The organism is Rhizobium sp. WSM409 (assembly GCF_057653825.1).
In genome coordinates, this window is record NZ_CM172794.1 from 4,483,342 (window position 1) to 4,509,845 (window position 26,504).

Genomic DNA, 26,504 nt, shown 5'->3' on the forward strand with positions numbered 1-26,504 from the left:
CCCTCGCAATACTCAAGGTCACGCGACCATGGCTTGCATTACGTCGGCGGGGTGCGTCGACGACCATGAAAAATCATTCCCGGCATTGATGACGCCGTCAGCGCAATTGCCGCCCGCCGGATCGTCGTTGTCGAGAAAGGCGATGACTTCGTTGGCGAGCCTGTCGTCGGCCGGCTGCGGCTGTGTCGTGTCATGCTCCACCAGCCCGCCCTGAATGAGGATGGCGTCTGAATAGAGCTGGCCTGCCAGATAGGTCGTCTGGCCGAAACTGTCGTAGTCGACGATTTCGGCGATGTTGACGACCGCATTGCTGCCCGTGTCGATCGTAACCGTTGCGTCGGGATTGTTTTCGAGGATGGTTGATGCCGCCAGGGTCACATCGTCGGAATCGCCGAGGATGCTGACCTGTTTTATGATCGTCATGTCGTAGAGATTGCCGGTGATATAGAGCACATTGAGGCCGGCATAGCCCTGGAAATTCATATCGAAGGACAGCCCTTCCGCCATGTCGGGATCGCGGTCCTCGATCGCCTTCTGCGTCGCGACCATGTAGTCCGGCATGGCCGCGAACGGGCTGTCCGTCCCGACATTGTGGATCGAGGCGAAATTCCAGAGCAGGTTGTTGCCGGTCTGTATGTCGGCGCCGGGATCGACGCCGTCTTCGGCCCGCACCCAGTCATTGTCGTAGAGCAGCGAGATCTGCGTGATGCTGTTGATGTCGAGCACATTGCCGCCGATGATCACCAGATCATACTGCATGCCCATCCCGAAAAAGGAGGAGAAGTTGATGGAGGTATTGCCGCCGGTCAGAACCGTGGCTTCGGATCCAGAAGTGGTGACCGTCATCGTGTCGTTGTCGGTGACGAAGTGATATTGCTCGATCCACTGTACGAAGGAGACGTCGCCGTCGATGACGCTGACGCGCCAGCTGTTCGGGAAAGTCGGCTCGACAGCATCGTTGTCGGCATGGCTCGATGCTTCGAAGGTGCTGTGTTCGAAGAGGGCGATATTCTTGGCGACCGTTCCCGCGTCATCGGCGGAATGGCCGGATGAATGCAGCGTCGAAGCAATCTCGTCGTTGTCGCTGTAGACAAAGGCTTGGGAGATCGCGTCGATCTGGTGATAGTTGCCCATCACCGCCGTGACCGAGGCGATGACGCCGGTATTGATCACCGAGGCGACGTTGACAAGGAGGTTTGCACCGGCGGTCACATCAAGGCTGTTGCCACTCGGGTCGGTCTGCTCGACGGATGTACTGCTGTCGTCTGGTTCTTCCTGGAGCTTGGCGAGACCGCGGTCGGGCAGGAAGTCGTCGAGGACAGGGATATCGGTCGTCTCCTCGCCGTTGACATAGACCGTGTCGTTCTTGGGGGCGGTGGTGCTGAAATCATGCGTCGCGTCGCCGCTGCTGGGCGAGGCCGGCCCACTGTCCTTGCTATTCTGGATATAGCTTTCGAGATCCTCGGCGATCTTCAGCGCGCCATCATAGGTATCTGTCCGGTGGAGGCTCGCAAAAGGCGTGAAGATCTCGGCCTCGGTGCTGAAATCCGCGAGCCGCTCGATGACGAAACTCGTGTCTCGAAGGGGATGGACGCCGTCCGTCATATCCAGATAATCGTCGTCGTAGAGGACGTTGACCTGGAGGACATGACTGATCGCCGAACCAGGCCCGGCAAAGACTGTCAGTTCCGGCTCATCCGTGAGCACGATATCCGTAGGATCGCCGAAATGCGGTAACGGGATGTCCTTTCCGGCAATCGCCGCCAGCTTCTCGAGGCTCTCTTCGAAGACGCGGCCGAAATGGCGCGCCGGGCCAAATTCGATGTCGTAGCTGCCGCTTTTGTAGATGATGCCCGGATCGTAGTCCTTGAGCTGGAGATCGGAAGAGAAGGCGGCGGTAAAGGCATCCTGATCCGGCAGAGCCGGTCCATCCGCGCCCGGTCCTGCACCTTCGGCATAGTTCGTACGCAACCGCATCTCGTCGGTCGTCATCTCGAAGAGACCGATGAAGTGCGCAATGATTTCCGAAATCTTCTCGATATGCATGGTTCGGCCCTCCCATTCGAGATGACGATCGGCCTTGGAGGCACCCGCCGGGAGCCGTCGTGTGGTCGTCAAATCGTTTTCAAGCAGTCAAACTGCACCGGCTAGAGCCGGTGCAGTTCGTCTTGGTCGCTGGAGGTCGGTGTCAGGTGCCGGTATCCTCGCCGACGTCGGAGACATGAGAATTGCCGCCGATGACGCTGGAGTCGACCGTATTGCTGAGCAGGTTCGCACCCTGAACGAACTCGAGGTGGAAGCCCGAATTGGCAAGGATTGCCGAAGCATCGGCCGCGCTCGAGCCAGTGGCGTCGTCGCCGGCCTTGAGATCCCAGCCTTTGCCGTCCATCTCCATGCCTTCTGCGCTGTCGGCGGTGCCGCCATTGGCATTCAGGTTGTTCTGAGCGCCTTCGTTGTCCATCTTGACGTTCCAGGCGCTATCCTGGTCAGCCAGATGGTTCGCCTGGACGGCGCTGAAGCCGCTGTCATTGCCTTCGCCGGTCAGCGAATTGTTGAGGATGCTGTCGACGTCGAGAGTGAAGGAGAAGTCGTCGCCGAGGTCGAAGGTGAGGTCGTGTCCGGCAACGCCGAGGTTGGAGTCCTTGACGTCCTCGATGACGGCGAAGTCTGTGTCCGTCTTGTTGAAGCTGTCGGAGGTGTTGTTGCTGTCGGAGACCGTCTTCGTATCCGTATCCGTCTCCGTAACGGTCTTGATATCGGTGTCGGTCACGGTTTTCGTATCGGTGTCCGTGATCGTCTTGGTGTCGGTGTCGTTGTCGCTGTACGACTTGCTGTCATAGCTCCAGTCGTAGTCGGTCTTGGTGTCGGTATCGGTGATCGTCGTGGTCTTGGTGCTCGTATCGTCGTCGGACTTGTAGCTCCAGTCATATTCGTTGTCGCGGTTGTCGCCATTGTTGGCGGCGACGTCGATCTCCGCCTTGACGTCCACGTCGACGCTATTGTCGGTATTGTCGCGATTGTCGCCATTGGCGACGCCGCCGACATAACCGGTCGAATCGTCTTCGATTTCAGTCGAATTGATCGCGCTATTGGCAAAGCCGTCGGCAAGCGCCCCGACCTTTGTGATTTCGGTGTCGTCAGACATTGCATTCTCCAGAAAAAACCGGAGCAGCTTTTCGAAATCCCTCTCATCTCAAATGGGATTTTACTCGCGCTCGCTCCGATACGGTTAAGATCGGCAGATGTATTCGATACTAGTCATCTGCAGCTTCGTCGCGATTTGTTGATCAAATCGTTGGTATTGGGAACGTACGTACTCAGTACAAGGCCGCACATATCCAGCTCCGAATCCTGAAAAGGATAAGGAGTATTCAGGCTTTCTTTTCGTTGAGTTGCCCTAAATGGAAGCCATGTATCAAAAATGCATGACGATACCTGGATTTTCCAGTCGCCACTTGGACGACGATCACAGAATGCTGGAAAAAATGCGGATCCGATAGACACCAATTCGGGCTAAGGCGGATCCGCCCTGTCCGGATAGCCCGCAGATAGTCCCTGTCGTCGGAGTACTAAGATCTGTTCGGCAGCGGCGTCGGCGAGCAGCGACAATCCGGGGCTCCCGGCATTCGCTGCAGGGTTGAGGAGCACCTTTCGACGTTTCCCTGTCTCATATCCGACCCACCCTGCATGACGAAAATATGACAATTTGTACTGAAATATTACATTCAACTGAACATCTATAGTCGAAGCAAATATAGCCTTGAAGTATATATCATAGTGAAAATACAACCAAGGCATTGTATCGTATCGTTTTTCGTCCGCGAAAACTAATCACTTTGGGCCATTTCCTTCCTTCTCAATCCGTATTAACATAATTAAGAAATGTCTAAAAAATAAAGCGGTGACATCCGGGGTCGGCATTTCTTACTATCTTATACCCGCCATCGCTCCACGTTTGAGTAAAGTGTAACGCTAGGGGAGGCGTATATGTTCATGACAGGCTCAGGGATGGAGAATTCTGACCAGGGAAGAAAGTTGAGTACGTCCGGAGATACTATACTAGTGGTAGCCAAGGCGGATCTGTTTTCGGAATGCATGGTAGAAGCACTGGCAAAGAAATTTCCGAACTGTGAAGTGGCAAGCATAACGAGTACAAAGCCGATGCTGGAAAAAGATACCAGCGATTTTAAGCTTGTTTTATTCTATCATATACCCGGCCCGGAGCTTCATGAAGCGCTGCAGGCTGCCCGCGAAAACCACCCTGAAACCTCGATTGGACTTGTCGTCGAAGCGATCGATATGCTCGAGCCCTATGTCAGCCGGCTGGTAGAGGCGCGGATCATCGATGGCGTCCTGCCACTCAACCTGCGGCTCGATGTCTTTATGGCTGCAGTGGATCTGCTAATGAAGGGCGGCGAACATTTTCCGTCAGCACTTCTCAATCGCCTCACCAACAATAACGCCCAGCTGGAGCCTTCGCTCTATCAGACAAAATCGGTCGATGCGGCGCGCAGCAATGCGCTCAAGCTGAGACGCGACAGCATCTCTGCTTTGACCACCCGTGAGGTTCAGATTCTGGATCTCATATGCAAGGGCACGCAGAACAAGATCATCGCCGACAAGCTGCATCTTTCCGAAAATACCGTGAAGGTTCACGTCCGCAACATCTACAAGAAGATGAACGTCCGAAACCGCACGGAAGCTGCATCCCGCTTCTTCAATGAGCATTCCGCCGGTGAAGGCGACATGTCCGGTCGGTGGCGCAACTGATCTAACGCTTTCTTTTGCTTCAGATCGAAGGACGCGCAAAGCAACGCGACTTCTGTCCGAAGCCGCTTGGAGAGCAGATATAAGGCGCCGAGCCATGATAGGCTACGCTGCGGGCCGTTGCTGCAGTCGGGCGCTCGGCCCGATTTGCCGGATAGGCATAGGCCTTCGAGACGCGCGGTGCCTCGACCACGACGATGTTCTTTTTCGCGACGACCGCGATATCGTCATCAACGACCGCGCAAGCCGTTGGTCCGATTGCAACGAGCGCCGTTCCCCAGACGAACATCGCCAAGCGGAAACGCCGGCCTTTCAGCTGCGGTGTATCTTGTTTTTCTAACATGGCCAAAACCCCTCGCATATGGCGCTTCAGGATGCAAGACCGGCCGTGCCGTTGAGCGCGGCCAATCTCCCGCCTTCCCTCGTATATTAGCTGCATTGAGTGAAGCTTAAGCGGCGAGTGAGAGGCGTTGTTGCGGATCGGAAAAATGACTAGAGTGATTAATCATTCGTTATCTTGAAGAATACTTGTGTAATTATTTTGGATACTTGGAATTTTTAAAGTTGACCTCCACGCTAATCGTCTTATCATTTGAGTAGTAATTCAGTTATCCGAAGAATAACTACAAAGTTATTAGCGTCTTGATAGGAGGGTTCACGAACATCCAGGCGGATAAGGAAGACTTGAGGCGCATAAATAAATCAAAAGACTAAATACCTGGGAAGGAGTTTGTAATGCGTAGTTTCGTTCCCAACGAAGGCTATTCTAAAGTGTCAGGCATACCGGTGCTCCAAGGGCGACGCACCGTTCTTGTGAATGGCGGGGGCGGCTTCCTCGGTTCACATCTCTGCGAAAGGCTCCTGCAGCGCGGCCACAGCGTCACATGCCTCGATAATTTTTCGACCGGCCGTCGTGCGAATGTCGCTCATCTTGCATCGAACACCCGCTTCCGCATCGTCGAGCACGATGTTAGGCAGCCCTTCGATATTGACGCGTCGCTCATCTTCAATTTCGCCTCCCCCGCCTCTCCGCCCGATTATCAACGGGATCCCGTGGGAACGCTGCTCACCAACGTGCTTGGCGCCGTCAATACCCTTGATTGCGCGCGAAAGACCGGTGCGATCGTCGTCCAATCGTCGACGTCGGAGGTCTATGGCGACCCAACCCAGAGCCCGCAGCACGAATCCTATTGCGGCAATGTTAACCCGATCGGACCGCGCGGCTGTTACGACGAAGGCAAGCGCAGCGCCGAAACGCTGTTCTTCGATTACCACAGGACTTACGGTGTCGACATCAAGGTCGGCCGCATCTTCAATACCTACGGACCGCGCATGCGCCTGGACGACGGGCGGGTGGTTTCCAATTTTATCGTGCAGGCCCTGCGCAATGCCGACCTGACGATCTATGGCGATGGTCAGCAGACCCGTTCTTTCTGCTATGTCGACGATCTCATCGAGGGTTTCCTGCGTTTTTCGGCCGCGGGCAGCGCCTGCAACGGCCCGATCAACCTCGGCAATCCAACCGAAATGTCCGTTCGGCGCCTGGCGGAAATCATCCGGGACCTGACGAACTCGCGTTCCCGGATCGTCCACCTGCCTGCGGTCACCGACGACCCTCGTCAGCGGCGGCCGGATATTTCCCGCGCCATGGCCGATCTTGGCTGGAAGCCCCGCATCGGGCTCGAAGCCGGCCTGGCTCGCACCGTCGAATATTTCGACGGACTGCTGGCCGGCACAGAGAAGGCGGAGGTCCTATGAGATGCCCCGCTACATTCTCGTCACCGGCGGCGCCGGTTTCATAGGCAGTCATATCTGCAAAGCGCTGTCGCGCGCCGGCATGATCCCGGTTACCTACGACAATCTCTCCACGGGACATGCCGACAGTGTACGCTGGGGGCCGCTCATCCGGGCTGAGCTTGCCGATGCCGCCGCGTTGCGCCGGACTCTTGCGGAGTTTTCGCCCGATTGCGTCATCCATTGTGGTGCCAATGCCTATGTCGGCGAATCCGTCGACATGCCCAGGAAATATTACCGGAATAACGTCGTCGGCAGTCTGACGTTGCTCGAGGCCTGCCTCGATCAGGAGATCGATCGGATCGTCTTTTCGAGCAGTTGCGCCACCTATGGCGTCCCCGCTTCATTGCCGATACGGGAGGAAAGCCCGCAGCATCCGGTCAATCCCTATGGGCGCACCAAGCTGATCTTCGAGATGGCGCTGGAGGACTTTGCCGCCGCCTACGGCATCCGCTTTGCCGCATTGCGTTATTTCAATGCGGCCGGAGCCGACCCTGATGGTGAGCTTGCCGAGCGCCATCAACCCGAGACCCATCTCATCCCGCGCGCCCTTCTCGCTGCCGCCGGCAGGTTGGAGCGGCTTGATATCTTCGGCACCGATTATGCAACCGAGGACGGAACCTGCGTTCGCGACTATATTCATGTCAGCGATCTCGCGCAGGCGCATCTCGCCGCCGTCAATCATCTGATGGCGGACGGCGGCTCGCTCAGCGTCAATCTCGGCTCCGGCCGGGGCACCTCGGTGCGCGAGATTCTCGAGGCGATCCGTCGCGCCAGCGGCCGCGAAGTCCCCGTGCGTTATCGCTCCCGCCGCGCCGGCGATCCGCCGATCCTCTTTGCCAATACCGCAAGGGCGAAAGCGGAACTCGGCTTCGCGCCGGCTTTCTCGGATATCGATACGATCATCCGCACTGCCGGCCCCACCTTCGGGCTGGAGATGAGGGCATGAGCAATGTTTCGCAAATCGGCCATGGCGTCAGGACCGCCAAAGCCGTCAATGCTGATGCATTCGATCTTGTTTTCACCGGCTGGAACCGTGTCGCCTATGGCTTCGGCATTCTCTGCTGGCTGACGGCACTCGGCTTTTTCTGGATCTGGTGGTGCCAGTCCGCCCATATCATTTCTTGGGCCACATTCGTGCTCGTCACCCTCGTGCTTGCCTGGATCACGCTTGTACCGGCCTATTTCATCCTGATCTTTGTCGATGCGAGGACGGTCAGCCCTCGCGCAGGGCTGCCAGAAGGGCGGGTGGCTATGGTCGTCACCAAGGCGCCGTCCGAGCCCTTTGCCGTCGTCCGCACCACTTTGCAGGCGATGCTCGACCAGATCGGCGTCGATTTCGATGTCTGGTTGGCTGACGAGGACCCTTCGGAGGAAACCAGGCGTTGGTGTGCGGCGCACGGCGTGCTGATCTCCACCCGAAAGGGTGTGGCGGAGTATCATCGCACCACCTGGCCGCGCCGGACGCGTTGCAAGGAAGGCAACCTCGCCTATTTCTACGACCACTTCGGCTATGCGCGCTACGATTTCGTCGCCCAGTTCGATGCCGACCATGTGCCGACGCCGACCTACCTCCGTGAAGTCCTGCGCCCCTTTGCCGATCCCGGCATCGGTTATGTCTCCGCTCCCAGCATCTGCGATGCCAATGCCGGGGCAAGATGGGCGGCGCGCGGCAGGCTCTATGCCGAGGCAAGCCTGCACGGTTCGCTGCAGACGGGTTACAACAATGGCTGGGCGCCTCTTTGCATCGGTTCCCATTATGCGGTTCGCACATCAGCCCTTCGTCAGATCGGCGGCCTCGGCCCAGAACTTGCGGAAGACCATTCGACAACGCTGATGATGAATGCCGGCGGCTGGCGTGGCGTGCATGCGGTCGATGCGATCGCTCATGGCGACGGACCGGCGAGCTTCGCCGATCTCGTCGTCCAGGAATTCCAGTGGTCGCGCAGCCTGGTCACCATTCTGCTGCAACATTCCCGCCGCCACATCATGCAGCTGCCTTGGCGGCTGAGGTTCCAGTTCGTGTTCTCGCAGCTCTGGTACCCGCTCTTTTCCGTCTTCATGGCCATGATGTTCCTGCTGCCGGTTGCCGCGCTGCTGACGGGCCGTGTCTTCGTCAATGTCACCTATCCGGATTTCCTGCTGCATTTCGTGCCGATGTCGATCGTACTGACGCTGTTTGCCTTCTTCTGGCGGGCAACGGCAACCTTCAGGCCGCACGATGCGAAACTGCTCGGCTGGGAAGGGCTTGCCTTCATCTTTCTGCGCTGGCCGTGGTCGTTGGCCGGCAGTCTTGCTGCTGTTCGCGACTATATCTGCGGCTCCTTCGTCGATTTCCGCATCACGCCGAAGGGAAAGCAGCAGCAGCGGTCTTTGCCGCTGCGCGTCATCTCGCCCTATATCGGGCTCGCTGCCCTTTCCGCCGCTGCAATGATGTTTGCGACCGATGCCGCGGCCGCCCAGGGCTTTTATGTTTTCGCCATGATCAACCTCTCGGTCTACCTGTCGCTGACGGTGCTGATCGTCGTTCGCCATGCGGTCGAAAACGATCTGCCGCTGCTGCCGCAATCGCGCGGGCTGTGGCTTGCGACAGCCACCGGACTGGCGATTTTCGTCGCTGGCGGCACGCAGGCGGGGAGCCACGGCCTGCGCGGCCTCGAAGCTCTTTCGCACGGCCAGACGTTTGTCAGTTTCACCGAGACGCAATTTGCCGTGGCCGGCGCCGGCCTCGGCGGCGGCAAGACCAGGATCGTGAAATTCCACCTGAGATGGAATGGTTTCGGCAGAACCGGCCGAGACGAACAGGGTGCGTGAGCCGGCGGAACCGGCAGGTGTCGAGTATGGAGGATGTAATGGGTATCGGATCGAGACTATGGGGAGCAGCGCTTGCTCTCAGCCTGTGCCTGCCGGTGGCAGCGCACGGCGCCGAGGTTGCCAAAATGAAGGCGCCGACGCCGCTCAGCGCCTATGAGCTCTATCGGATCTATGGCGACAAGACCTGGACCTGGAACACCGGCGGCGGCCGTTTCTTCGATGAGGGCCGACGGTTCGTCGCCTGGAGCAATGATAAGGGGAGGCCGTCCTTCGCCGAAGGCAGATGGGTGGTCGACGATCTCGGCCAACTCTGCATGCGCGCCACCTGGACGAATGCCGAGGGCGCGGCCCGCGCCAGCACCTGTTTCGGGCATCGCAAGATCGGCAACACGATCTATCAGCGGCGCCAGCCGGACGGCAAGTGGTACGTCTTCCGCCATGCATCGGGACTCCCGGACGACGAGTTCGGCAAGCTCGTTCCCATGGACACCGTGAGCGCGAAGGCAAGCGAAGTGAAGCAGATCCTGCTGAGCCAGGAAGTAGCCCGAAAAGGAGGGTGAGCCATGAAGAAGCTGATGAAAAAAAACCTCTCGACCGCCGCGTTAGCGCTGTTGCTGTTGTGCGTCGCGGATCTGCCGGGCCGAAGCGAAGTGCAATATGCCGGCATTGCCCCGAACCCGGCGGCGGCCGTGCGGACGATCATCGATAAGCGCCCCGTCCTTCACACCGACGGCATTAAGTTCGGGGCCTACGATCCGCACGGCGATTTCGGCGCGCAGGCGAATGTCGCGACCGAAGCCCTGTTTCTGCCATGGGAGGACGTCGATCTCGAGACGTTGCGCGTCGCCGATGCCTATGCGCAGGCCAGAGGCCGCAACCTGCTGATCACCGTGGAGCCATGGTCTTGGGACGTCGATTGGCGGCTGACCTCCGCAGAGCTTCGCGCCAAGGTTCTGCGCGGTGACTATGATGTCAACATGCGTTCGATCGCGCATATGATATCTGAGCTGAAAAGCCCGGTGATCGTCCGCTGGGGACAGGAGATGGAGGACAAGTCAGGGCGGTTCTCATGGTCCGGCTGGAGCCCGCAGGACTATATCACGGCCTACAAGCGGATGATGGACATCGTCCGCCAGGAGGCGCCCAGCACCGAGCTCATGTGGTCGCCAAAGGGAGAGCCTGGCCTTGAGGCCTATTATCCCGGCGACGATTATGTCGACCTCGTTGGGCTCTCGGTCTTCGGCCTGCAGCGCTACGACGAACTCGCCTACAATGAGCACCGAACATTCTCGGAAGCGCTGAAGCAGGGATATGATCTCGTCGCCGGCTACGGAAAGCCAATCTGGGTGGCGGAGCTGGGCTATGAAGGCGGCGACGCCTATATCAGGCCGTGGATCGAAACTGCCACACTGAAGCAGAGCGCCTTCCCGAATCTGCAGGAGGTCGTCTATTTCAACGACCGGGATGTGCATGCATGGCCGTTCGATCTTGGCCGGCCGGACTGGCGCGTGGCCGAAAACCTGGGCAACTGATAGTCCGGAAAACAGAGGCTTGAAAAACGGAGAGGCCCGCCGGGGTGTTGCGGGCCTCTCCGCATGTCGGGCGACCGATCATCCCTTGATCGTTGCCTTACCCTCTTCGATGAGCCGGGTCGCCGCATCGGCGGGCGAAATCAGTTCGAAGGCGAGTTCGTCACAAAGCGGGCGCAGCACGCGCTGGTCGAATTGGGTTGCGCCCATCGGCACCGGTGGCGGATATTCGCCGACCTGATCCTTGAGCAGATTCACGTATTTGACCGTTTCCTGCTCTGTCGGGTTGAGTTGCGGCAGGATGGCTTCGCGCACGGTAGGCGACATTGGCACGCCGCGTTCCACGCCAAGGATCTTGCCGGCTTCGGGATCGTTGACGAAGAAGCTGATAAACTTCGCGGCAGCTTCGCCATGCTTGCTCGTCGCGCCCACACTCCAGATCAGTGCCGGACGGTAATAATGGCCGGACGGACCGCCCTTCTTGTCCCGTGGCAGCATGGTGATGCCAAGCTTGTTCTTGATGATCAGTTGATATCCGACCATCTGGTTTGAATAGGCCATCCCAATCACCGATTTGCCGAGACCAAGGCAATTGGTGTCGATTGTATTTTGATCGAGCGTCTGCACGTCGGCGGCAACGGTGCCACCCGCTTTGCGCAGTTTCTCCCAGTAGTCGAACCATTCCTTGGCATCGTCGGCCGTGAAGCCGAGCCCAACGCTTTCCCTCGCAAAGAGGCTCTTGCCGCGCTGGCGCAGCCAGGCATCGAACACATAGGCGTAGCGCGCCGCATAGGGGCCGCCGCCCTTGCCGGAAGACTTGGCGAGTTCGACGGCGAGCTTGGCGTACTCATCCCAGGTGAGGTCGGGCGTCGGCAATGGGATGCCTGCCTTTTCGAATTCGACTGTGTCGAAGAACATCGAGAAGGAATTGAGGCCGAGGCCAACACCATAGAGCTTGCCGTCGATGGTGGTCAGTTTCAGCATGTCGGCGCCAAAGGACTGAACGTCCAGCGTGGAGGGCACGAATTCATCGAGTGGCAGGCAGGCGCCGCGCTTCGAGTAGTCTGAAATTGTTCCCGGCTCGAGCTGGAAGATGTCGGCGATCGAGCGCCCGGCCATCTGCGTTGCGAGCTTCGTCCAGTAGCCGTCGCCCGAAAGTGATTCACCGACGAGAGTGACGCCAGGCGATTTCGACTGATAGAGCTTGGCAACCTCAAGCGTGCGCTTGGCGCGGTCGTTGGATCCCCACCACATGGCGCGGAGCTGTGCGTCTTCGGCAAAAGCCGGAATGGCGCTTCCGGCACCAAGGGCGAGACCGGCGGCCGCACCGGCTGAACCCATCAGAAATGAACGGCGATTGACCTGCATTGATAATCCTCCTTGTCCCAACTGCCCGCTGCCATCCTCCAACGGCATTATCGAGCACTTCGGCAATCAGATTACGCAAAAAAAATATTATTGCAAGAAGCAACCATTTTCTTGCAAATTTGCATTACTTGCATAATGTTTGCCTATGAACGACCAAAAGATCAGACGGCCGCGTCAGGCCGATATAGCTACATTGGCCGGCGTTTCCGTCTCCACGGTGTCACGCGTGCTCGCCAACGAACCTGGTATCAGCGAAACGGTGCGCCGCCAGATATTGAAGGTGGCGGCCGAGAACGGCTATCCCGTCAAGCCTGCTTCCGAGGCCGTTGCGGGGGGGCTGGCACTGATTGCCAGTGACGGCGTCACCGGCACTCTCAGCGTCTTTTATGAAGCGATCGTCGACGGCCTGCGTGCCGGCGCTGCCGAAGCGGGCATGCCTTTCGAAGTCCGGTTGGTCCGCGAGGACCGAACCACCCCGGATGCCGTGCGTGACTATATGCAGACGGCAGGCGCCGAAGGCCTCTTTCTCGTCGGCATCGATCCGAACGAGACGTTGCGCGACTGGCTGCAAACCAGCATGACACCCACGGTTCTTGTCAACGGCACCGATCCGAGGATGCAGTTCGATGGCGTTTCGCCGGCTAATTTCTTTGGTGCCTATGAGGCGACCAGCCGGCTGACAAAAGCCGGCCATCGCCGCATCCTGCATCTGAGCGGTTCTCACCGCCATACGATCCGGGAGCGCGTGCGCGGTTTCGAGGCGGCGATCGCCGCCGTCCCCGGCGCTGAGGGCCGTCTCCTGTCCCTGGCCCTTCAAGGCAGCGCCAGCCGAGAGGCGCATGAACGCACGGTAGCAGCACTTGCCGAGGATGCCGGTTTTACCGCCGCCTTCTGCATGAATGATTTCATCGCCGTCGGCGTGCTCGAAGCCGTCACCGAGGCCGGCCTGCGTGTGCCGGAGGATTTCGCGATTGTCGGCTTCGACGATCTGCCCTGCGCGCAAATGACCAATCCGCAACTTTCCACCATGCGTGTCGACCGCGCTGCCCTCGGGCGCGAGGCCGTTTCGCTGATGCTGTCCCGTTTCCGCAACAGGACGGCCTCTGCGCGCCACATCTGCCAGGCGGTCGTTCCCATTCCGGGAGGGACCGTTCCGAACGCCTAGAACAGGATGATTGAGGCCGAGGCCTAAAATCTGAATCCTGTTCTAAATTAAAGAGTTAGAGCATGATGGCGTCCGAAAACCGCTCACACTTTTTCGGCGTCATGCTCTAGAACCTGTGAGTGATACCGATGCCCTATGATCCCGCCAGCGCCAACCCGCTCGCCGGCAATCCGCTGGAAACCCGCGCCGATATGAGCCGCGCCCTTCTTGCGCTCTTCGATCCGCTGCTTGCCTGTTTCTCGAACGGCAATGCCCGCGTCACGCTCAATGGCGGCGGCGCCCATTTCGACCGGGCGGCGGCCGATCTGGAAGGGTTCGCCCGCCCGCTCTGGGGATTGGCGCCGCTTGGCGCCGGCAACGGCGACTTCGCCCACTGGCATCGTTTTGCCGAAGGTCTCGCAAACGGCACCGATCCCGCCCATCCCGAATATTGGGGAACGGTCAATGGCCGCGACCAGCGGATGGTCGAGCTTGCGGCTCTGGGTTTTGCGCTGGCTCTGGTGCCCGAAAAGATCTGGGAGCCGCTCGATGCGCGCGCCCGTAGCAATGTCATCGCCTATCTCAAGCATGCCCGGCAGTTCGATTATGCCGACAACAATTGGAAATTCTTCCGGATCTTTGTCGATATCGCGCTCGATCGTCTCGGCGCCGATTTCGACCGCAGCCTGACGCGGCAATATCTTGAGGAGCTCGAAGGCTTTTATATCGGCGACGGCTGGTATCGCGACGGAAACGTCCGCCGCATCGACCACTACATTCCCTTCGCCATGCATTTCTATGGCCTGATCTATTCGAAGCTCGTCGACGACGATTATGCAAAGCGCTACCGCGAGCGCGCGGTCCTCTTCGCTCGCGATTTCCGGCATTGGTTTGCCGCCGACGGGGCGACGATCCCCTTCGGCCGCAGCCTGACCTATCGTTTTGCCTGCGCCGGCTTCTGGTCGGCGCTCGCCTTTGCCGATCTCGAGGCTCTGCCCTGGGGCGAGGTCAAGCATCTCTGCCTGCAGCATCTGCGCTGGTGGAAGGACAAGCCGATTGCCGATCGCGACGGTGTGCTGTCGATCGGTTTCGGCTATCCGAACCTGCTGATGTCGGAGAGTTACAATTCCGCCGGCTCGCCTTACTGGGCCTTCAAGGCCTTCCTGCCGCTGGCGATCGCTGAGGATCACCCATTCTGGACGGCGAAGGAGAAAGTGCCGGAACAAGCACCTGAGATCGTCCCCCAACGTCATCCCGGCATGGTGATCATGCGGGCGGGCGGCGATGTCATTGCGCTGTCGTCCGGCCAGGAAAACCTGCAGATGCGGTGCGGCACGGAAAAATATGCGAAGTTCGCCTATTCGGCCCGCTACGGCTTCAGCGTCGAGGCCGATGAGCGTGCCTTTGCGCTTGCCGCCTTCGATTCAGCGCTTGCCTTCAGCGATGACGGCCTGCACTACCGCGTCCGCGAAACGAACGAGGAAGCCAAGCTCGCAGGGGAGGTGCTTTATGCGAAATGGTCGCCTTTTGCCGATGTCGACGTTGAAACCTGGCTCGTGCCCGCTGCACCTTGGCATATCCGCCTCCATAGGATCAGGACAAGCCGGCCGCTACGGATTGCCGAAGGCGGATTTGCCATCGGCCGCCGGGACTTTGAGCTGGATACCCTGTCCGCTTCGGGTGGGTTTGCCTATGCGGTCGGCGAAGCCGACTTCACAGGCATTCTCGATCTCGGCTCTTCGGTCAAACGTTCGGGTGTTGTCCAGAAGGCAATGCCCAACACCAATGTGATCGTCGCGAAAACCCTCGTGCCGCAGCTGCGCGGGCAGATTCCGACCGGTGAAACCATCCTGATGACGGCAGTGCTGGCGCTTGACGATCCCGCCGCCCTCTTGTCTGCCTGGACGAGACCGCCGAAAGCGCCTGAGATTGCAGCGCTGGAGGCCCTGGTGAGGGAAAAGGGCGTGACAGTCAGTGCCATCGAAGCGCCCGGACAAATGCCATGAGCCAGCCGGCCATTATCCTTGCCATGCAACCGTCGCGCACGCAGCATGTCCTGCCGGATGAGGTCCTGCGCCGCCTGGGCGGCATCGGTCGCCTGCTGGATTCTGAGCCGCTACAGCGCTTCGACGACGAGCGTGCGAGGCGTCTGCTGGCCCAAGCCGAAATCCTGATCACCGGCTGGGGCGGGCCCTATGTCGGGCCTGAAATCCTCGCCGCAGCACCGCATCTGAAGCTCATCGTTCATGCCGCGGGCACGGTAAAGGGCGTCATCGACGACGCCATCTTCGAAGCCGGTATCCCGGTCAGCCATTCGGCCGAGGCCAACGCCGTGCCGGTGGCCGAATTCACGCTGGCGGCGATCATCTTCGCCGGCAAGCGTGTTTTCCGTTTCCGCGACCTCTACGTCGCCGACCGAAATCGCAACCGGACACATTTGATGCAGCGCGAAGCGATCGGAAACTACCGCCGCACTGTCGGCATCGTCGGCGCTTCGCGCATTGGCCGGCGCGTGATCGAGCTCCTGAAACCCTTTGACTATAGATTGCTGCTCGCCGACCCGACGCTTGATGCCGCCGAGGCAGCGGCCCTCGGAACGGAAAAGGTCGATCTCGACGAATTGATGCGGCAGGCGGATATCGTTTCCCTGCATGCGCCGTCGCTGCCGTCGACACAGCATATGATCGATGCGCGAAGGCTGTCGCTGATGAAGGACGGCGCGACGCTCATCAACACGGCACGCGGCATTCTCATCGATGAGGCCGCCCTGCTTTCGGTGCTGAAGACCCGCCGTATCGACGCGGTCCTCGACGTCACCGACCCGGAGATCCCGGAGGCGGGCTCCGCTTTCTACGATCTGCCGAATGTCTTTCTGACGCCGCATATTGCCGGCGCCATCGGGCTGGAACGGGCGCGCCTCGGCGAGATGGCGGTGGATGAAATAGAACGCTTCGTGACCGGCCAGCCGCTGCTTTACCAGATCCACCAGGCAAATCTCGAAAACATCGCCTGAGGCGGGCTCAGGCGAAGGGTATCAGCGCGACGTCCTCAGCGAATTTGGCGAACCGTCATTGGCAAGTTCGGGCATGAGATCGGCAATGTTGACCACCTTGCCGGTGCGCGAGCTCTCCAGCGCCGCAATGCCGCAAAGCACCGACATGGCGCCCGCCCGCGTGCCGGCGCGTTGCGCAAGCTTGTCTTCCATATCGGGCTTGAAGATCATGTTACGCATCCGGTCGTCGCCGCCGTAATGGCCGCCGGTGAAATGCGGAACAACGATGCGCTCCACTGCCTCCTTACCATCAGGGAAATTGCGGATGAGCAGGATCGTGTCCTGCTTCGGCTCTTCCCAGGGCTGGGCTTCATACTGGCGAAGCTCGATCCGCCCTTTGGTGCCGTTGAAGGCAAGGTGATGGCCTTCGATCGGCTGGAAGGTGTTCAGCGAATAGGAGACGTGGACATTGTTGCGGTAACGGAGCGACACCACCATCGTATCGGGAATGTCGATGTCCTCGCGGAAGACGCAGCCGTCACGGAAGTAGCCGTCGATCTTCGAGGGATCCTCGTAGAGTGAATCAAGGAAGGGATCGGCCTCGAGATCGAGATAATAGTCGCATTCATGCGCGTGCGGACAGAGCTTGCAGCGCGGGCCGCGGAACGGGCCCTTGCGGCCGTAATTCTGCAGGTCGGCGAAAGAGGTGACGGCATCGGGATCGCTGTCGAGGTACCAGTTCAGCAGATCGAAATGATGCGTTGCCTTGTGGACGAACAGACTGCCGGAATTTTCCGTATAGGCATGCCAGCGGCGGAAGTAGTCGGCGCCGTGCTTAGTGTTCAAATACCAATGAAAATCGACTGAGGTGACTCGGCCGATCTCGCCGGCATTCAGCAATTCCTTGATCTTCGCGGCCGTCGGCGCATAGCGATAGTTGAAGGACACGTCGACCCGGCGACCAGTGCGCTTTTCGGCATCCAGAATCCGGCGAATCCTCTCGACCGAGGTCGTCATTGGCTTTTCGGTGATGACGTCGATGCCGGACTCCAGCGCCCGCACGACGATATCGTCATGCGTATGGTCGGGCGTACAGACGATGACGAGATCCGGCTTCTGCTCAGCAAGCATCGAATCGATGTTTTCGTAGAGCGGCGCATTACTGCCGATCATGTTGCGGGCGCGCTCGCCGCGCAGCGAATTCTTCTCGACAATGGCGGTCAGGTCGACATGCTCGCGCCAGCCGGCAAGCAGATCCTTGCCCCACATGGTGGTGCCGCGGTTTCCCGTACCGATCAAGGCAAAACGGCGTTTCTCCATCGAATGATCCTCCTGCATACGTGATGAAACAGATACTGAAATCAGGCCTGGCAGCAGCTCCTGAAGCGCTCGACGCAGGTGGCGATCACTTCGTCGGCCGGGCGTTTCCACCAGTTTTCGGCCGAAAAGATCTCCACCTCCTGAGCGCCGAAGAAACCGGCGGCCTCCACCATCCGTCTTATGCCTTTGAGGTCGATCACACCATCGCCCATCATGCCGCGGTCGAGCAGCATGTCCTTTGTCGGCACCAGCCAGTCGCAGATGTGGTGGGCAAAAATACGTTTCATGCGCCCGGCGCGAGCGATCTGATTGGCAAGATCGGGATCCCACCAGACATGGTAGACATCGACCGCAACGCCGACATCCTCGCCGAGCTGCTCGCACATATCGAGCGCGTGGCCGAGCGTATTTACGCAAGCACGGTCGGCGGCATACATTGGATGCAGCGGTTCGATGGCGAGCTTCACGCCGGCAGCCTGCGCATGCGGCAAAACGGCGGCGATGCCGTCGAACACCATTCGGCGCGCGGCGACGATGTCCTTCGAACTATCCGGCAGACCGCCGACGACGAGCACGAGGCAATCGGCGGAAAACGCTGCCGCCTCATCGATGGCCCGCCTGTTGTCGTCGAGGTTTTTCTGCCAGTCGGCATCGTTCGCCGCCGGGAAGAAGCCGCCGCGGCAAAGGCCGGTCAGCTTGATGCCGTTCGATTTGACGATCCGCACCGCCTCGTCGAGACCGACCTTGGCGACCTGGTCGCGCCACGGTGCAATCGAAGTGATGCCGTGTTTGAGGCAGATATCGACGGCTTCGGCAAAACCGCATTGCTCGCGAATCGTCGCCAGGTTGATCGAAAGTCCTTCGACCTGCATGTCATTCTCCTCCCATCACTACAGCGCCGCGCGTCTTTTCAGACGCGCAAAGGACGCTGTAGCACTTTGAATTGCTGCATAATTTTGTCCTCAAATCGGTTCCGACTTAAGGACAAAATTATGCAGCAGCCCGTGCTTCAGTTGACGCCGTGGACGGCAAGCACCTGTTTCATGCGCGCCGTTGCGAGTTCCGGATCGGCGAGAACCCGGGCCTTGTCGGCCAGGCGGAAAAGTTCGGCCAGATGCGTCAGCGAGCGGGTGCTCTGCTGGCCGCCGACCATGACGAAATGATCCTGCAGGCCGTTGAGATAGGCGAGGAAGACGACGCCGGTCTTGTAGAAGCGGGTCGGCGCCTTGAAGATGTGGCGCGACAGCGGCACGGTCGGCTCCAGCAGGTCGAAGAATTCATGGTTGCTCTTGCGGCCGAGCGCCTCGAGGGCCGCCGAGGCTGCCGGAGCGATGGCATCGAAAATGCCGAGCAGTGCGTCGGAATGGCCCTCTTCGTCGCCGGCGATCAGTTCGGCATAGTTGAAATCGTCGCCGGTATACATGCGCACGCCTTTCGGCAGCCGGCGGCGCATCGCCACTTCCTTCTCCTTGGAGAGCAGCGAGATCTTGATGCCGTCGACTTTTTCGGCATGGGCTTCGATTACCTCGAGGCAGGTGGACATTGCCTTGATATGATCACCATTGCCCCAGTAACCTTCGAGCGCCGGATCGAACATTTCACCGAGCCAATGGATGATGACAGGTTCCTTGACCTGGCGGAGGATCCGGTCATAGACGCGGATGTAGTCGTCCGGCCCTTTGGCGGCAGCGGCAAGCGCCCGGCTTGCCATCAGAATGATGCGGCCGCCGGCCGCCTCCACGGTTTCGATCTGCTCTTCGTAGGCCCTGAGGATCGTGTCGATAGTGACGTCGGGTCCCGGCGTCAGATGGTCGGTGCCGGCGCCGCAGGCGATCAGCGCATCCTTGCGGCCGGCCGCCTCACTGAGCGCCCGGCGGATGAGGTCGCGCGCTTCCGGCCAGCCGAGGCCCATGCCGCGCTGCGCCGTATCCATCGCTTCGGCAACGCCGAGGCCGAGATCCCAGAGCCGATGGCGGAAGGCGAGCGTGCGCTCCCAATCGATCGCCGGCGTCAGCCAGGGATCGTTGTCGGCGAGCGGATCGGCGACGACATGGGCGGCGGCAAAGGCGATGCGCGGAAAGGCCTTGGCGTCGCGCTTGGCGAGCACGATCGGCGTGCCGGTCAGCGTGTAGGGAACGATCTTGCCGTCGAGAGGGAGATTGATCGTCGTCACGGCTCAGAACTCCAGTGCGGGAACGTCGAGCCAGCGACGCTCGGCCCAGGATTTCAGGCCGAGTTCGGCAAGCTGCACGCCCTTGGCGCCGGCTTCCAGGCCATAGGGCCACGGCGCGTCTTCGACGACATGGCGGATGAACATTTCCCACTGCGCCTTGAAACCGTTTTCGAAGGCCTGCGTGTCTGGAACCTCATCCCAGGTCTTGTAGAAGTCGATCGTCTGCGGCTGGTCCGGATTCCAAACCGGCTTCGGCGTGTTGACGCGGTGCTGACTCCAGCATTTCGTCAGACCGGCGACGGCCGAACCATGCGTGCCGTCGACCTGGAAGGTGACGAGGTCATCGCGGCGGACGCGGACGGCCCAGGAAGAATTGACCTGCGCGATCGCGCCGCCTTCGAGCTCGAAGGTCGCATAGGCCGCATCGTCGGTGTCGCAGTCATAGGGCTTGCCCTGCTCGTCGATGCGGCGCGGAATATGCGTAGCACCGAGGCAGGATACGGCTTTGACCTCCCCGAACAGGTTGTCGAGCACGTAGCGCCAGTGGCAGAGCATGTCGAGGATGATGCCGCCGCCGTCGCCCTTGCGGTAGTTCCAGGACGGGCGCTGGGCCGGTACGCCCCAATCGCCTTCAAAAACCCAGTAGCCGAATTCGCCGCGCACCGAGAGGATCTTGCCGAAGAAGCCGGAATCCCTGAGCAGCGCCAGCTTGCGCAGGCCGGGCAGGAAGAGTTTGTCCTGCACGACGCCATGCTTGAGGCCGGAGCCGCGCGCCTTGCGGGCAAGGTCGAGTGCCACCTGCAGATCGTCGGAAATCGGCTTTTCGCAATAGACATGTTTGCCGGCATCGAGCGCCTTGGACAGCAGCTCGGCCCGCATCAGCGTTGTGCCGGCGTCGAAGAAGATCGTGTCGTCGGGATTGGCGAGAGCCGCATCGAGATCGGTCGACCAGCGCTTGATGCCGTGCTTCTTCGCCAGCTCTTCCATCTTGGCGCCGTTGCGGCCGACGATGATCGGGTCGATCTCGAGTTTCTCACCCGATTTCAGCGTAATGCCGCCCTCGTCGCGGAAGGCGAGAATCGAACGCACCAGGTGTTGATTGTAACCCATGCGGCCGGTGACCCCGTGCAAGATGATCCCCAAGCGTGCCATTTTTTCCTCCCAGCAGATTTTTGCGGCGGGAGCGGGCATCCTCGTCCGGTCCTCCCGAGCCGGTAACTAAACAGTTACTTGATGGCAGAAGAGCAGCGCGGCTGTCAATAGTCAAATCGGAATTTCGAGATCAGAGCCTTTCCGGGTCAGATTGCGGCATTCTGCCGGAGCAGGTTTTCGTCAGGGCAAAGGCGATTGGCGAAGGGCATACCTTGGTACGTCCGAGGCGATCGCCTTTGCCCTGGCGGAAAGATGCCCGGCCCTTCGGGTTGGCTGAAACGGGCCGGTCGACCATCCGACTCCGTTTGAGCCAACAGAATGCTGCAATCTAACCCGGAAAGGGTCTAGCGCTTGATCGAGGTCAGCGTCACGTGGACGATATGCCTTTCCCAGGCATTGAGATGGGTCGGCTCGATCAGATCGCGGCCGAAGATCGTCGAAAGCGTGTACTGGTTGGACAGGTAGAAATAACCGAGCGACGCGATCGTCAGGTAGACATGCAAGGGATCGGCGGTCTCGATGAAGACGCCCTGCTTCTTTCCCCGCTCGAGCACGTCCGAAAGCTCGCCGATCAAATGCGAATGCAATTCCTTGAGCCGGACGGACTGGCGCAGCCAGCGGGCCCGATGCAGATTTTCCGTGCCGAGCAGGCTGAGGAATTCCGGATGCTGGAGGAAGTAACGCCAGGTGAAGAGCGCCAGTTCGCCGATGCCTTCCTCGGGGCTGCGGTCGCCGATATGCAGCGCGCGTTCGGCGGTCCGGATGCCGACATAGGCCTCTTCGAGCACTCTGAGGTAGAGCTGCTCCTTGTCGCCGAAATAATGATAGAGCATGCGCTTGTTGGTGCCGGCGCGCTCGGCGATGGCGTCGACACGAGCCCCGCCCATGCCGTTTTCGGCAAATTCCCGGGTTGCCGCGTCAAGGATCGCGGCGCGCGTCCGCTCCGGATCGCGTTGGGCCGTTCGTTCGGCAGGTGGGCGCCGAGACCTTTTCTTTTCCCCGTTCTCGCCGCTGTCGTTCATTTCTCCACCTCCGCCTTCCCATGTTGCGCTCATAAGCCTTCGGTGCGAAATTGTAAAAACCGAATTTGAAAAGCCCGCGAGCGACACCGCTTGACACGCTCGCCGCTTTGCCCGTAGCTTGTAACCAATTAGTTATTTATGCAAGGGTAACTAGGTCCGGAAGCGTGTGGAGGCGCTTCCCTTTGGAGGAGGAAAAGAAATGACATTCCGTGTAAGCAGACGTAATTTCGTTGCGGGAGGAGCGACGCTTCTTTCGCTCTCGGCGCTGGGAACCAGCGCTTTGGCACAGGAAACGCGCTTGCGTCTCCTGTGGTGGGGCTCGCAGCCGCGTGCGGATCGCACCAACAAGGTGTCGCAGCTCTATCAGTCGAAGAAGCCAGGCACCTCGGTGACCGGCGAATTCCTCGGCTGGGGCGACTACTGGCCGCGCCTTGCGACCCAGGTCGCCGGCCGCAACGCGCCCGACGTCATCCAGATGGATTATCGCTATATCGTCCAGTATGCGCGGCGCGGCGCGCTCGCCCCGCTCGAATCCTATATGCCGGCCAAACTCAACCTCGACGATTTCGACAAGGCGCAGATCGAAGGCGGCAGCGTCGACGGCCATCTCTACGGCGTCAGCCTCGGGGCGAATTCGGCCGCCACGGTCCTGAACACCACCGCCTTCAAGGAGGCCGGCGTCGATCTGCCGACCCAGGCGACCACCTGGGAAGAGTTCGCCCGCATGGGTGCGGAGATCACCAAGGCAGGCAAACGCAAGGGCATGTTCGGCTTGGCCGACGGCAGCGGCGGCGAACCGCTGTTCGAAAACTGGCTGCGTCAGCGCGGCAAGGCGCTTTATACCGCCGACGGCAAGATCGCCTTCGACGTGGACGATGCCTCCGAATGGTACGACATGTGGGCCAAGTTCCGTGCGGCCGGCGCCTGCGTTCCTGCCGATGTCCAGGCTCTCGACAAGAACGATATCGACACCAACACGGTTTCGCTCGGCAAGTCGGCCGCCGGTTTTGCCCATTCCAACCAGTTCGTCGCCTATCAGGCAATGAACAAGGACAAGCTGGCGCTGACCAACTACATGCGCATTAAGCCGGAATCGAAGGGCGGCCACTATCGCAAGCCTTCGATGTTCTTCTCGGTCTCCGCCCAGTCGAAAGCCGTGGACCTGGCCGTGGACTACGTCAATTTCTTCGTCAAGAACCCCGAGGCAGCGCTGCTTCTGGATGTCGAACGCGGCATTCCGGAATCGAGCGCCATGCGTGAGGTCGTCGCGGCGAAGCTTGATGAGAACGGCAAGGTTGCGCTGGCCTATGTCAGCGGCCTGGGCGATCTCGCCGGCAAATTGCCGCCGCCGCCGCCTGCCGGCGCCGGTGAAGGTGAGTTGATGTTACGCAACATCGCCGAACAGGTCGGCTTCGGACAGCTGTCTCCCTCCGACGGCGGCAAACAGCTTGTCGCTGAAATCACGCAGATTCTCGCACGAGGCTGATCCCGTATGAGCAATGCGATGCGCACGCCCGCAGGGGCCATCAATGTGGAAAGATATCAGGGGGCCGTGGCCGAAGGACGCTTCAGGCGTCTCTGGAATGCCAATGCTCCCGGCTATCTCTTCCTTCTTCCATGGCTCATCGGCTTTTTCGGGCTGACGCTCGGGCCGGCCCTGATTTCGCTCTACCTTTCCTTCACCGACTTCGACATGCTTCAGTCGCCGCGGTGGGTGGGAATGGCGAATTACGTGCGCATCGCCACGGCGGACCCGAAATTCTCGGCCGCCATGCATGTCACCCTGACCTATGTCGTCTTCTCGGTGCCGTTCAAGCTGACCTTCGCATTGCTGGTCGCCATGGCGCTGAACCGCGGCTTGCGTGGGCTGTCGGTCTATCGTGCCATCTTCTATCTGCCGTCACTGCTGGGCGGTAGCGTGGCGATCGCCGTGCTCTGGCGTCAGCTTTTCGCCAGCGATGGCCTCGTCAATGCCGCGCTTTCATATTTCGGTATCGAAGGTCCAAGCTGGATCTCGCATCCGAACTATTCGATCTACACGCTGGTGGCTCTTTCCGTCTGGCAGTTCGGCTCGCCGATGATTATTTTCCTGGCCGGCCTGCGCCAGATCCCGCAGGATATGTATGAGGCCGCGAGCCTCGATGGCGCCTCCAAGTTCCGGCAATTCTACAAGATCACGCTGCCGCTTCTGACGCCGGTGATCTTTTTCAATGCCGTCGTTCAGACGATTGATGCTTTCAAGGCCTTCACGCCGGCCTTCATCATATCAGGCGGCACCGGCGGTCCGATCAACTCGACGCTGTTCTACACGCTCTACCTCTATCAGGAAGCCTTCGGCAATTTCCGCATGGGCTACGCCTCGGCGCTCGCCTGGATCCTGGTGGTGATCATCGCGATCTTCACCGCCTTCTCCTTCCTGACCTCGCGTTATTGGGTGCACTACGATGACTGAGATGACCGCTTCCGTCACTGCGGCCAGGCCGCCATCCGACATCACCAAACGCAGCCTGCCGGCGTCGCTGATCATCCACGCCCTGCTGATCGCTGCTTCACTGTTGATGCTTTATCCGCTGTTGTGGATGGTTTCGGCATCGGTCAGGCCGGAAAACGAGATCTTCTCGTCGACCTCGCTCATCCCGTCGTCGATCGATTTCTCCTCCTATGCGCGCGGTTGGGTCGGCCTCGATGTCAGCTTCGGCCGGTTCTTCTGGAATTCGCTGGTCATCTCGCTGCTGGTGGTGACAGGCAATGTCATCGCTTGTTCGCTGACAGCCTTCGCCTTTGCGCGGCTGCGTTTTGTCGGCCGGAACTTCTGGTTCGCGATCATGCTCGGCACGTTGATGATCCCCTATCACGTGACGCTGATCCCGCAATATGTGCTCTTTCTCGATCTCGGCTGGGTCAACACCATCCTGCCGCTTGTCGTGCCGAAGTTCCTGGCAAGCGATGCCTTCTTCATCTTCCTGATGGTGCAGTTCTTCCGCGGCATCCCGCGCGAACTCGATGAGGCGGCGATGATGGATGGCTGCAGCGCTTGGCGCATCTACTGGAAGATCATGCTGCCACTGTCGCTGCCGGTGATGGCAACGGCTGCGATCTTCTCCTTCATCTGGACCTGGGACGATTTCTTCGGTCCGCTGATCTACCTGAACGATATGAACACTTATACGATCCAGCTCGGCCTGCGCACCTTCGTCGATTCCACCAGTGCATCGGATTGGGGCGGTTTGTTCGCCATGTCGACGCTGACGCTCGTGCCGGTGTTCTTCTTCTTCCTGTTCTTCCAGCGCCTGCTGATCGAGGGCATTGCCACGACGGGTATGAAGCGTTGATGGCGGTAACGGGAAAGAGCGACATGAGCATCAGGACGGTGGCGATCGTTGGTTGCGGTATCGGCCGCTCCCACATCGTCGAGGGTTACCTGCCGCATTCCGATAAGTTCAAGGTCGTGGCGATCTGCGACCTGAACGAGCAGCGCATGGCGGCGGTCGGCGACGAGTTCGGCATCGAACGGCGCACCACCTCTTTTGCGGAACTGCTGGCCGACGACACGATCGACATCATCGATATCTGCACCCCTCCCGGCATCCATCTGGAACAGGTGGTCGCGGCCCTGGCTGCCGGCAAACATGTCGTCTGCGAAAAGCCGCTGACAGGCTCGCTTGCCGCCGTCGATACCATCATGGAAGCGGAAAAGACCGCCAAAGGCGTGCTGATGCCGATCTTCCAGTATCGTTACGGTGACGGCATTCAGAAGGCCAAGCGGATCATCGACGCCGGTATTGCCGGCAAGCCCTATACCGCTTCGGTCGAAACCTTCTGGCTGCGCAAGCCGGAATATTACGCTGTGCCTTGGCGCGGTAAATGGGCGACGGAGCTTGGCGGCGTGCTCGTCACCCATGCCCTGCATCTGCACGACATGCTCATGCATCTGATGGGTCCGGCGGCAAGGGTCTTCGGCCGCGTCGCCACCCGAGTCAACGATATCGAGGTCGAGGATTGTGCCTCCGCCAGCCTGCTGATGGAAAACGGCGCCTTTGTCTCGCTGTCTTGCACGCTTGGTTCGCAGGAGCAGATTAGCCGGCTCAGGCTGCACTTCGAGAACGTCACTTTCGAAAGCAGCCACGAACCCTATACCCCCGGCAAGGACCCCTGGAAGATCATCGCCGCGAATGACGACGTGCGGGAAAAGATCGAACGGGTGGTTGGCGACTGGCAGCCGGTCGCGCCGCGTTTCACCACGCAGATGGGCCAGTTCCATGCCTTTTTGAGTGGCCATGCGCCGCTGCCGGTAACGAGCTGGGACGCGCGCCGGGCGCTGGAACTCGTCACCGCCATCTACCAATCTTCCGACAGCGGCGCTGACGTGCCGCTGCCGGTCGGTCCCGACAGTCCGAAATACGCCGATTGGCGCGCAAGAACGAAGTAA

General features: G+C 59.9%; 22 protein-coding genes. 13 read left to right on the plus strand and 9 right to left on the minus strand.

Annotated features, from left to right (window positions below):
• Window positions 1-18: 18 nt before the first annotated feature.
• Both AC25BC_RS21930 and AC25BC_RS21935 read right to left on the minus strand, forming a co-directional pair.
• On the minus strand, window positions 19-2,046 hold the full coding sequence (locus AC25BC_RS21930) for a hypothetical protein (protein WP_128440348.1): 2,028 nt from the start codon (window positions 2,044-2,046) through the stop codon (window positions 19-21).
• Window positions 2,047-2,188: 142 nt separating this feature from the next.
• Window positions 2,189-3,145 (minus strand): hypothetical protein, encoded by a 957-nt coding sequence (locus tag AC25BC_RS21935; RefSeq protein ID WP_012759600.1) that lies wholly within the window; start codon window positions 3,143-3,145, stop codon window positions 2,189-2,191.
• Window positions 3,146-3,987: 842 nt separating this feature from the next.
• Here AC25BC_RS21935 and AC25BC_RS21940 point away from each other — a divergent pair.
• Complete coding sequence (locus AC25BC_RS21940) at window positions 3,988-4,770, plus strand: helix-turn-helix transcriptional regulator (protein WP_012759601.1); 783 nt, start codon at window positions 3,988-3,990, stop codon at window positions 4,768-4,770.
• A 19-nt stretch (window positions 4,771-4,789) separates the two neighbouring features.
• Here the strand turns inward: AC25BC_RS21940 and AC25BC_RS21945 are convergent, their stop codons facing one another.
• Window positions 4,790-5,110: a hypothetical protein gene (locus AC25BC_RS21945; RefSeq protein ID WP_012759602.1), complete on the minus strand. Its 321-nt coding sequence runs from the start codon at window positions 5,108-5,110 to the stop codon at window positions 4,790-4,792.
• Window positions 5,111-5,502: 392 nt separating this feature from the next.
• Between AC25BC_RS21945 and AC25BC_RS21950 the strand changes: the two genes are divergently transcribed.
• Genes AC25BC_RS21950 through AC25BC_RS21970 form a run of 5 tightly spaced genes read left to right on the plus strand, consistent with a single transcriptional unit; the run spans window position 5,503 to window position 10,907 of the window.
• Window positions 5,503-6,525, plus strand: a complete 1,023-nt coding sequence (locus AC25BC_RS21950; protein WP_017995624.1) for a UDP-glucuronic acid decarboxylase family protein — start codon at window positions 5,503-5,505, stop codon at window positions 6,523-6,525.
• Window position 6,526: 1 nt separating this feature from the next.
• A complete protein-coding gene (galE, locus tag AC25BC_RS21955; RefSeq protein ID WP_012759604.1) occupies window positions 6,527-7,510 on the plus strand; it encodes a UDP-glucose 4-epimerase GalE in 984 nt (327 codons plus the stop codon).
• On the plus strand, window positions 7,507-9,375 hold the full coding sequence (locus AC25BC_RS21960; RefSeq protein WP_128440349.1) for a glycosyltransferase family 2 protein: 1,869 nt from the start codon (window positions 7,507-7,509) through the stop codon (window positions 9,373-9,375). Before galE ends, AC25BC_RS21960 begins: the two co-directional genes overlap by 4 nt.
• A 38-nt stretch (window positions 9,376-9,413) precedes the next feature.
• Entirely contained in the window at window positions 9,414-9,935 is a 522-nt protein-coding gene (locus AC25BC_RS21965; RefSeq protein ID WP_012759606.1) for a DUF995 domain-containing protein, read from the plus strand.
• A gap of 3 nt (window positions 9,936-9,938) precedes the next feature.
• The gene (locus tag AC25BC_RS21970) at window positions 9,939-10,907 is read left to right on the plus strand and encodes a glycoside hydrolase family 26 protein (protein ID WP_012759607.1); all 969 of its coding nucleotides are present in this window, start codon (window positions 9,939-9,941) and stop codon (window positions 10,905-10,907) included.
• A gap of 78 nt (window positions 10,908-10,985) precedes the next feature.
• Here AC25BC_RS21970 and AC25BC_RS21975 read toward each other — a convergent pair whose 3' ends face one another.
• The gene (locus AC25BC_RS21975; protein WP_128440350.1) at window positions 10,986-12,272 is read right to left on the minus strand and encodes an ABC transporter substrate-binding protein; all 1,287 of its coding nucleotides are present in this window, start codon (window positions 12,270-12,272) and stop codon (window positions 10,986-10,988) included.
• A gap of 145 nt (window positions 12,273-12,417) precedes the next feature.
• Here AC25BC_RS21975 and AC25BC_RS21980 point away from each other — a divergent pair, with 145 nt between their 5' ends.
• From AC25BC_RS21980 to AC25BC_RS21990, 3 genes are all read left to right on the plus strand, one after another.
• On the plus strand, window positions 12,418-13,437 hold the full coding sequence (locus tag AC25BC_RS21980) for a LacI family DNA-binding transcriptional regulator (protein WP_012759609.1): 1,020 nt from the start codon (window positions 12,418-12,420) through the stop codon (window positions 13,435-13,437).
• A 128-nt stretch (window positions 13,438-13,565) separates the two neighbouring features.
• Entirely contained in the window at window positions 13,566-15,422 is a 1,857-nt protein-coding gene (locus AC25BC_RS21985; RefSeq protein WP_012759610.1) for a DUF2264 domain-containing protein, read from the plus strand.
• Window positions 15,419-16,429 (plus strand): hydroxyacid dehydrogenase, encoded by a 1,011-nt coding sequence (locus AC25BC_RS21990; RefSeq protein WP_012759611.1) that lies wholly within the window; start codon window positions 15,419-15,421, stop codon window positions 16,427-16,429. The genes AC25BC_RS21985 and AC25BC_RS21990 overlap by 4 nt, the downstream gene beginning before the upstream one ends.
• Window positions 16,430-16,450: 21 nt before the next feature.
• Here the strand turns inward: AC25BC_RS21990 and AC25BC_RS21995 are convergent, their stop codons facing one another.
• The 5 genes from AC25BC_RS21995 to AC25BC_RS22015 form a co-directional block, all read right to left on the minus strand.
• Window positions 16,451-17,728, minus strand: a complete 1,278-nt coding sequence (locus tag AC25BC_RS21995) for a Gfo/Idh/MocA family protein (protein WP_012759612.1) — start codon at window positions 17,726-17,728, stop codon at window positions 16,451-16,453.
• A 41-nt stretch (window positions 17,729-17,769) separates the two neighbouring features.
• Complete coding sequence (locus AC25BC_RS22000; RefSeq protein WP_012759613.1) at window positions 17,770-18,600, minus strand: sugar phosphate isomerase/epimerase family protein; 831 nt, start codon at window positions 18,598-18,600, stop codon at window positions 17,770-17,772.
• Window positions 18,601-18,737: 137 nt separating this feature from the next.
• Window positions 18,738-19,901 carry a dihydrodipicolinate synthase family protein gene (locus AC25BC_RS22005; RefSeq protein WP_012759614.1) on the minus strand — a complete coding sequence of 388 codons (1,164 nt, stop codon included), beginning with the start codon at window positions 19,899-19,901 and terminating at the stop codon, window positions 18,738-18,740.
• Window positions 19,902-19,904: 3 nt separating this feature from the next.
• Window positions 19,905-21,053 carry a Gfo/Idh/MocA family protein gene (locus AC25BC_RS22010; protein ID WP_012759615.1) on the minus strand — a complete coding sequence of 383 codons (1,149 nt, stop codon included), beginning with the start codon at window positions 21,051-21,053 and terminating at the stop codon, window positions 19,905-19,907.
• A gap of 344 nt (window positions 21,054-21,397) precedes the next feature.
• The gene (locus tag AC25BC_RS22015; RefSeq protein ID WP_012759616.1) at window positions 21,398-22,075 is read right to left on the minus strand and encodes a TetR/AcrR family transcriptional regulator; all 678 of its coding nucleotides are present in this window, start codon (window positions 22,073-22,075) and stop codon (window positions 21,398-21,400) included.
• Between the two features lie 199 nt (window positions 22,076-22,274).
• On the opposite strand from AC25BC_RS22015, the gene AC25BC_RS22020 reads away from it, so the two are divergent.
• From AC25BC_RS22020 to AC25BC_RS22035, 4 genes are read left to right on the plus strand one after another with little or no spacing between them, the layout of a single operon-like run.
• A complete protein-coding gene (locus tag AC25BC_RS22020) occupies window positions 22,275-23,561 on the plus strand; it encodes an ABC transporter substrate-binding protein (protein ID WP_012759617.1) in 1,287 nt (428 codons plus the stop codon).
• A 6-nt stretch (window positions 23,562-23,567) separates the two neighbouring features.
• Window positions 23,568-24,527 carry a carbohydrate ABC transporter permease gene (locus tag AC25BC_RS22025; RefSeq protein ID WP_003555743.1) on the plus strand — a complete coding sequence of 320 codons (960 nt, stop codon included), beginning with the start codon at window positions 23,568-23,570 and terminating at the stop codon, window positions 24,525-24,527.
• Entirely contained in the window at window positions 24,520-25,407 is an 888-nt protein-coding gene (locus AC25BC_RS22030) for a carbohydrate ABC transporter permease (RefSeq protein WP_026157525.1), read from the plus strand. Before AC25BC_RS22025 ends, AC25BC_RS22030 begins: the two co-directional genes overlap by 8 nt.
• Window positions 25,407-26,504 (plus strand): Gfo/Idh/MocA family protein, encoded by a 1,098-nt coding sequence (locus AC25BC_RS22035; protein WP_171815706.1) that lies wholly within the window; start codon window positions 25,407-25,409, stop codon window positions 26,502-26,504. Before AC25BC_RS22030 ends, AC25BC_RS22035 begins: the two co-directional genes overlap by 1 nt.

What these genes read in the sequence shown, in the direction of transcription:
- AC25BC_RS21930 (WP_128440348.1), bottom strand. Translation starts at nt 2,046, where the DNA reads ATGCATATCGAGAAGATTTCGGAAATCATTGCGCACTTCATCGGTCTC.
- AC25BC_RS21935 (WP_012759600.1), bottom strand. Translation starts at nt 3,145, where the DNA reads ATGTCTGACGACACCGAAATCACAAAGGTCGGGGCGCTTGCCGACGGC.
- AC25BC_RS21940 (WP_012759601.1), top strand. Translation starts at nt 3,988, where the DNA reads ATGTTCATGACAGGCTCAGGGATGGAGAATTCTGACCAGGGAAGAAAG.
- AC25BC_RS21945 (WP_012759602.1), bottom strand. Translation starts at nt 5,110, where the DNA reads ATGTTAGAAAAACAAGATACACCGCAGCTGAAAGGCCGGCGTTTCCGC.
- AC25BC_RS21950 (WP_017995624.1), top strand. Translation starts at nt 5,503, where the DNA reads ATGCGTAGTTTCGTTCCCAACGAAGGCTATTCTAAAGTGTCAGGCATA.
- galE (WP_012759604.1), top strand. Translation starts at nt 6,527, where the DNA reads ATGCCCCGCTACATTCTCGTCACCGGCGGCGCCGGTTTCATAGGCAGT.
- AC25BC_RS21960 (WP_128440349.1), top strand. Translation starts at nt 7,507, where the DNA reads ATGAGCAATGTTTCGCAAATCGGCCATGGCGTCAGGACCGCCAAAGCC.
- AC25BC_RS21965 (WP_012759606.1), top strand. Translation starts at nt 9,414, where the DNA reads ATGGGTATCGGATCGAGACTATGGGGAGCAGCGCTTGCTCTCAGCCTG.
- AC25BC_RS21970 (WP_012759607.1), top strand. Translation starts at nt 9,939, where the DNA reads ATGAAGAAGCTGATGAAAAAAAACCTCTCGACCGCCGCGTTAGCGCTG.
- AC25BC_RS21975 (WP_128440350.1), bottom strand. Translation starts at nt 12,272, where the DNA reads ATGCAGGTCAATCGCCGTTCATTTCTGATGGGTTCAGCCGGTGCGGCC.
- AC25BC_RS21980 (WP_012759609.1), top strand. Translation starts at nt 12,418, where the DNA reads ATGAACGACCAAAAGATCAGACGGCCGCGTCAGGCCGATATAGCTACA.
- AC25BC_RS21985 (WP_012759610.1), top strand. Translation starts at nt 13,566, where the DNA reads ATGCCCTATGATCCCGCCAGCGCCAACCCGCTCGCCGGCAATCCGCTG.
- AC25BC_RS21990 (WP_012759611.1), top strand. Translation starts at nt 15,419, where the DNA reads ATGAGCCAGCCGGCCATTATCCTTGCCATGCAACCGTCGCGCACGCAG.
- AC25BC_RS21995 (WP_012759612.1), bottom strand. Translation starts at nt 17,728, where the DNA reads ATGGAGAAACGCCGTTTTGCCTTGATCGGTACGGGAAACCGCGGCACC.
- AC25BC_RS22000 (WP_012759613.1), bottom strand. Translation starts at nt 18,600, where the DNA reads ATGCAGGTCGAAGGACTTTCGATCAACCTGGCGACGATTCGCGAGCAA.
- AC25BC_RS22010 (WP_012759615.1), bottom strand. Translation starts at nt 21,053, where the DNA reads ATGGCACGCTTGGGGATCATCTTGCACGGGGTCACCGGCCGCATGGGT.
- AC25BC_RS22015 (WP_012759616.1), bottom strand. Translation starts at nt 22,075, where the DNA reads ATGAACGACAGCGGCGAGAACGGGGAAAAGAAAAGGTCTCGGCGCCCA.
- AC25BC_RS22020 (WP_012759617.1), top strand. Translation starts at nt 22,275, where the DNA reads ATGACATTCCGTGTAAGCAGACGTAATTTCGTTGCGGGAGGAGCGACG.
- AC25BC_RS22025 (WP_003555743.1), top strand. Translation starts at nt 23,568, where the DNA reads ATGAGCAATGCGATGCGCACGCCCGCAGGGGCCATCAATGTGGAAAGA.
- AC25BC_RS22030 (WP_026157525.1), top strand. Translation starts at nt 24,520, where the DNA reads ATGACTGAGATGACCGCTTCCGTCACTGCGGCCAGGCCGCCATCCGAC.
- AC25BC_RS22035 (WP_171815706.1), top strand. Translation starts at nt 25,407, where the DNA reads ATGGCGGTAACGGGAAAGAGCGACATGAGCATCAGGACGGTGGCGATC.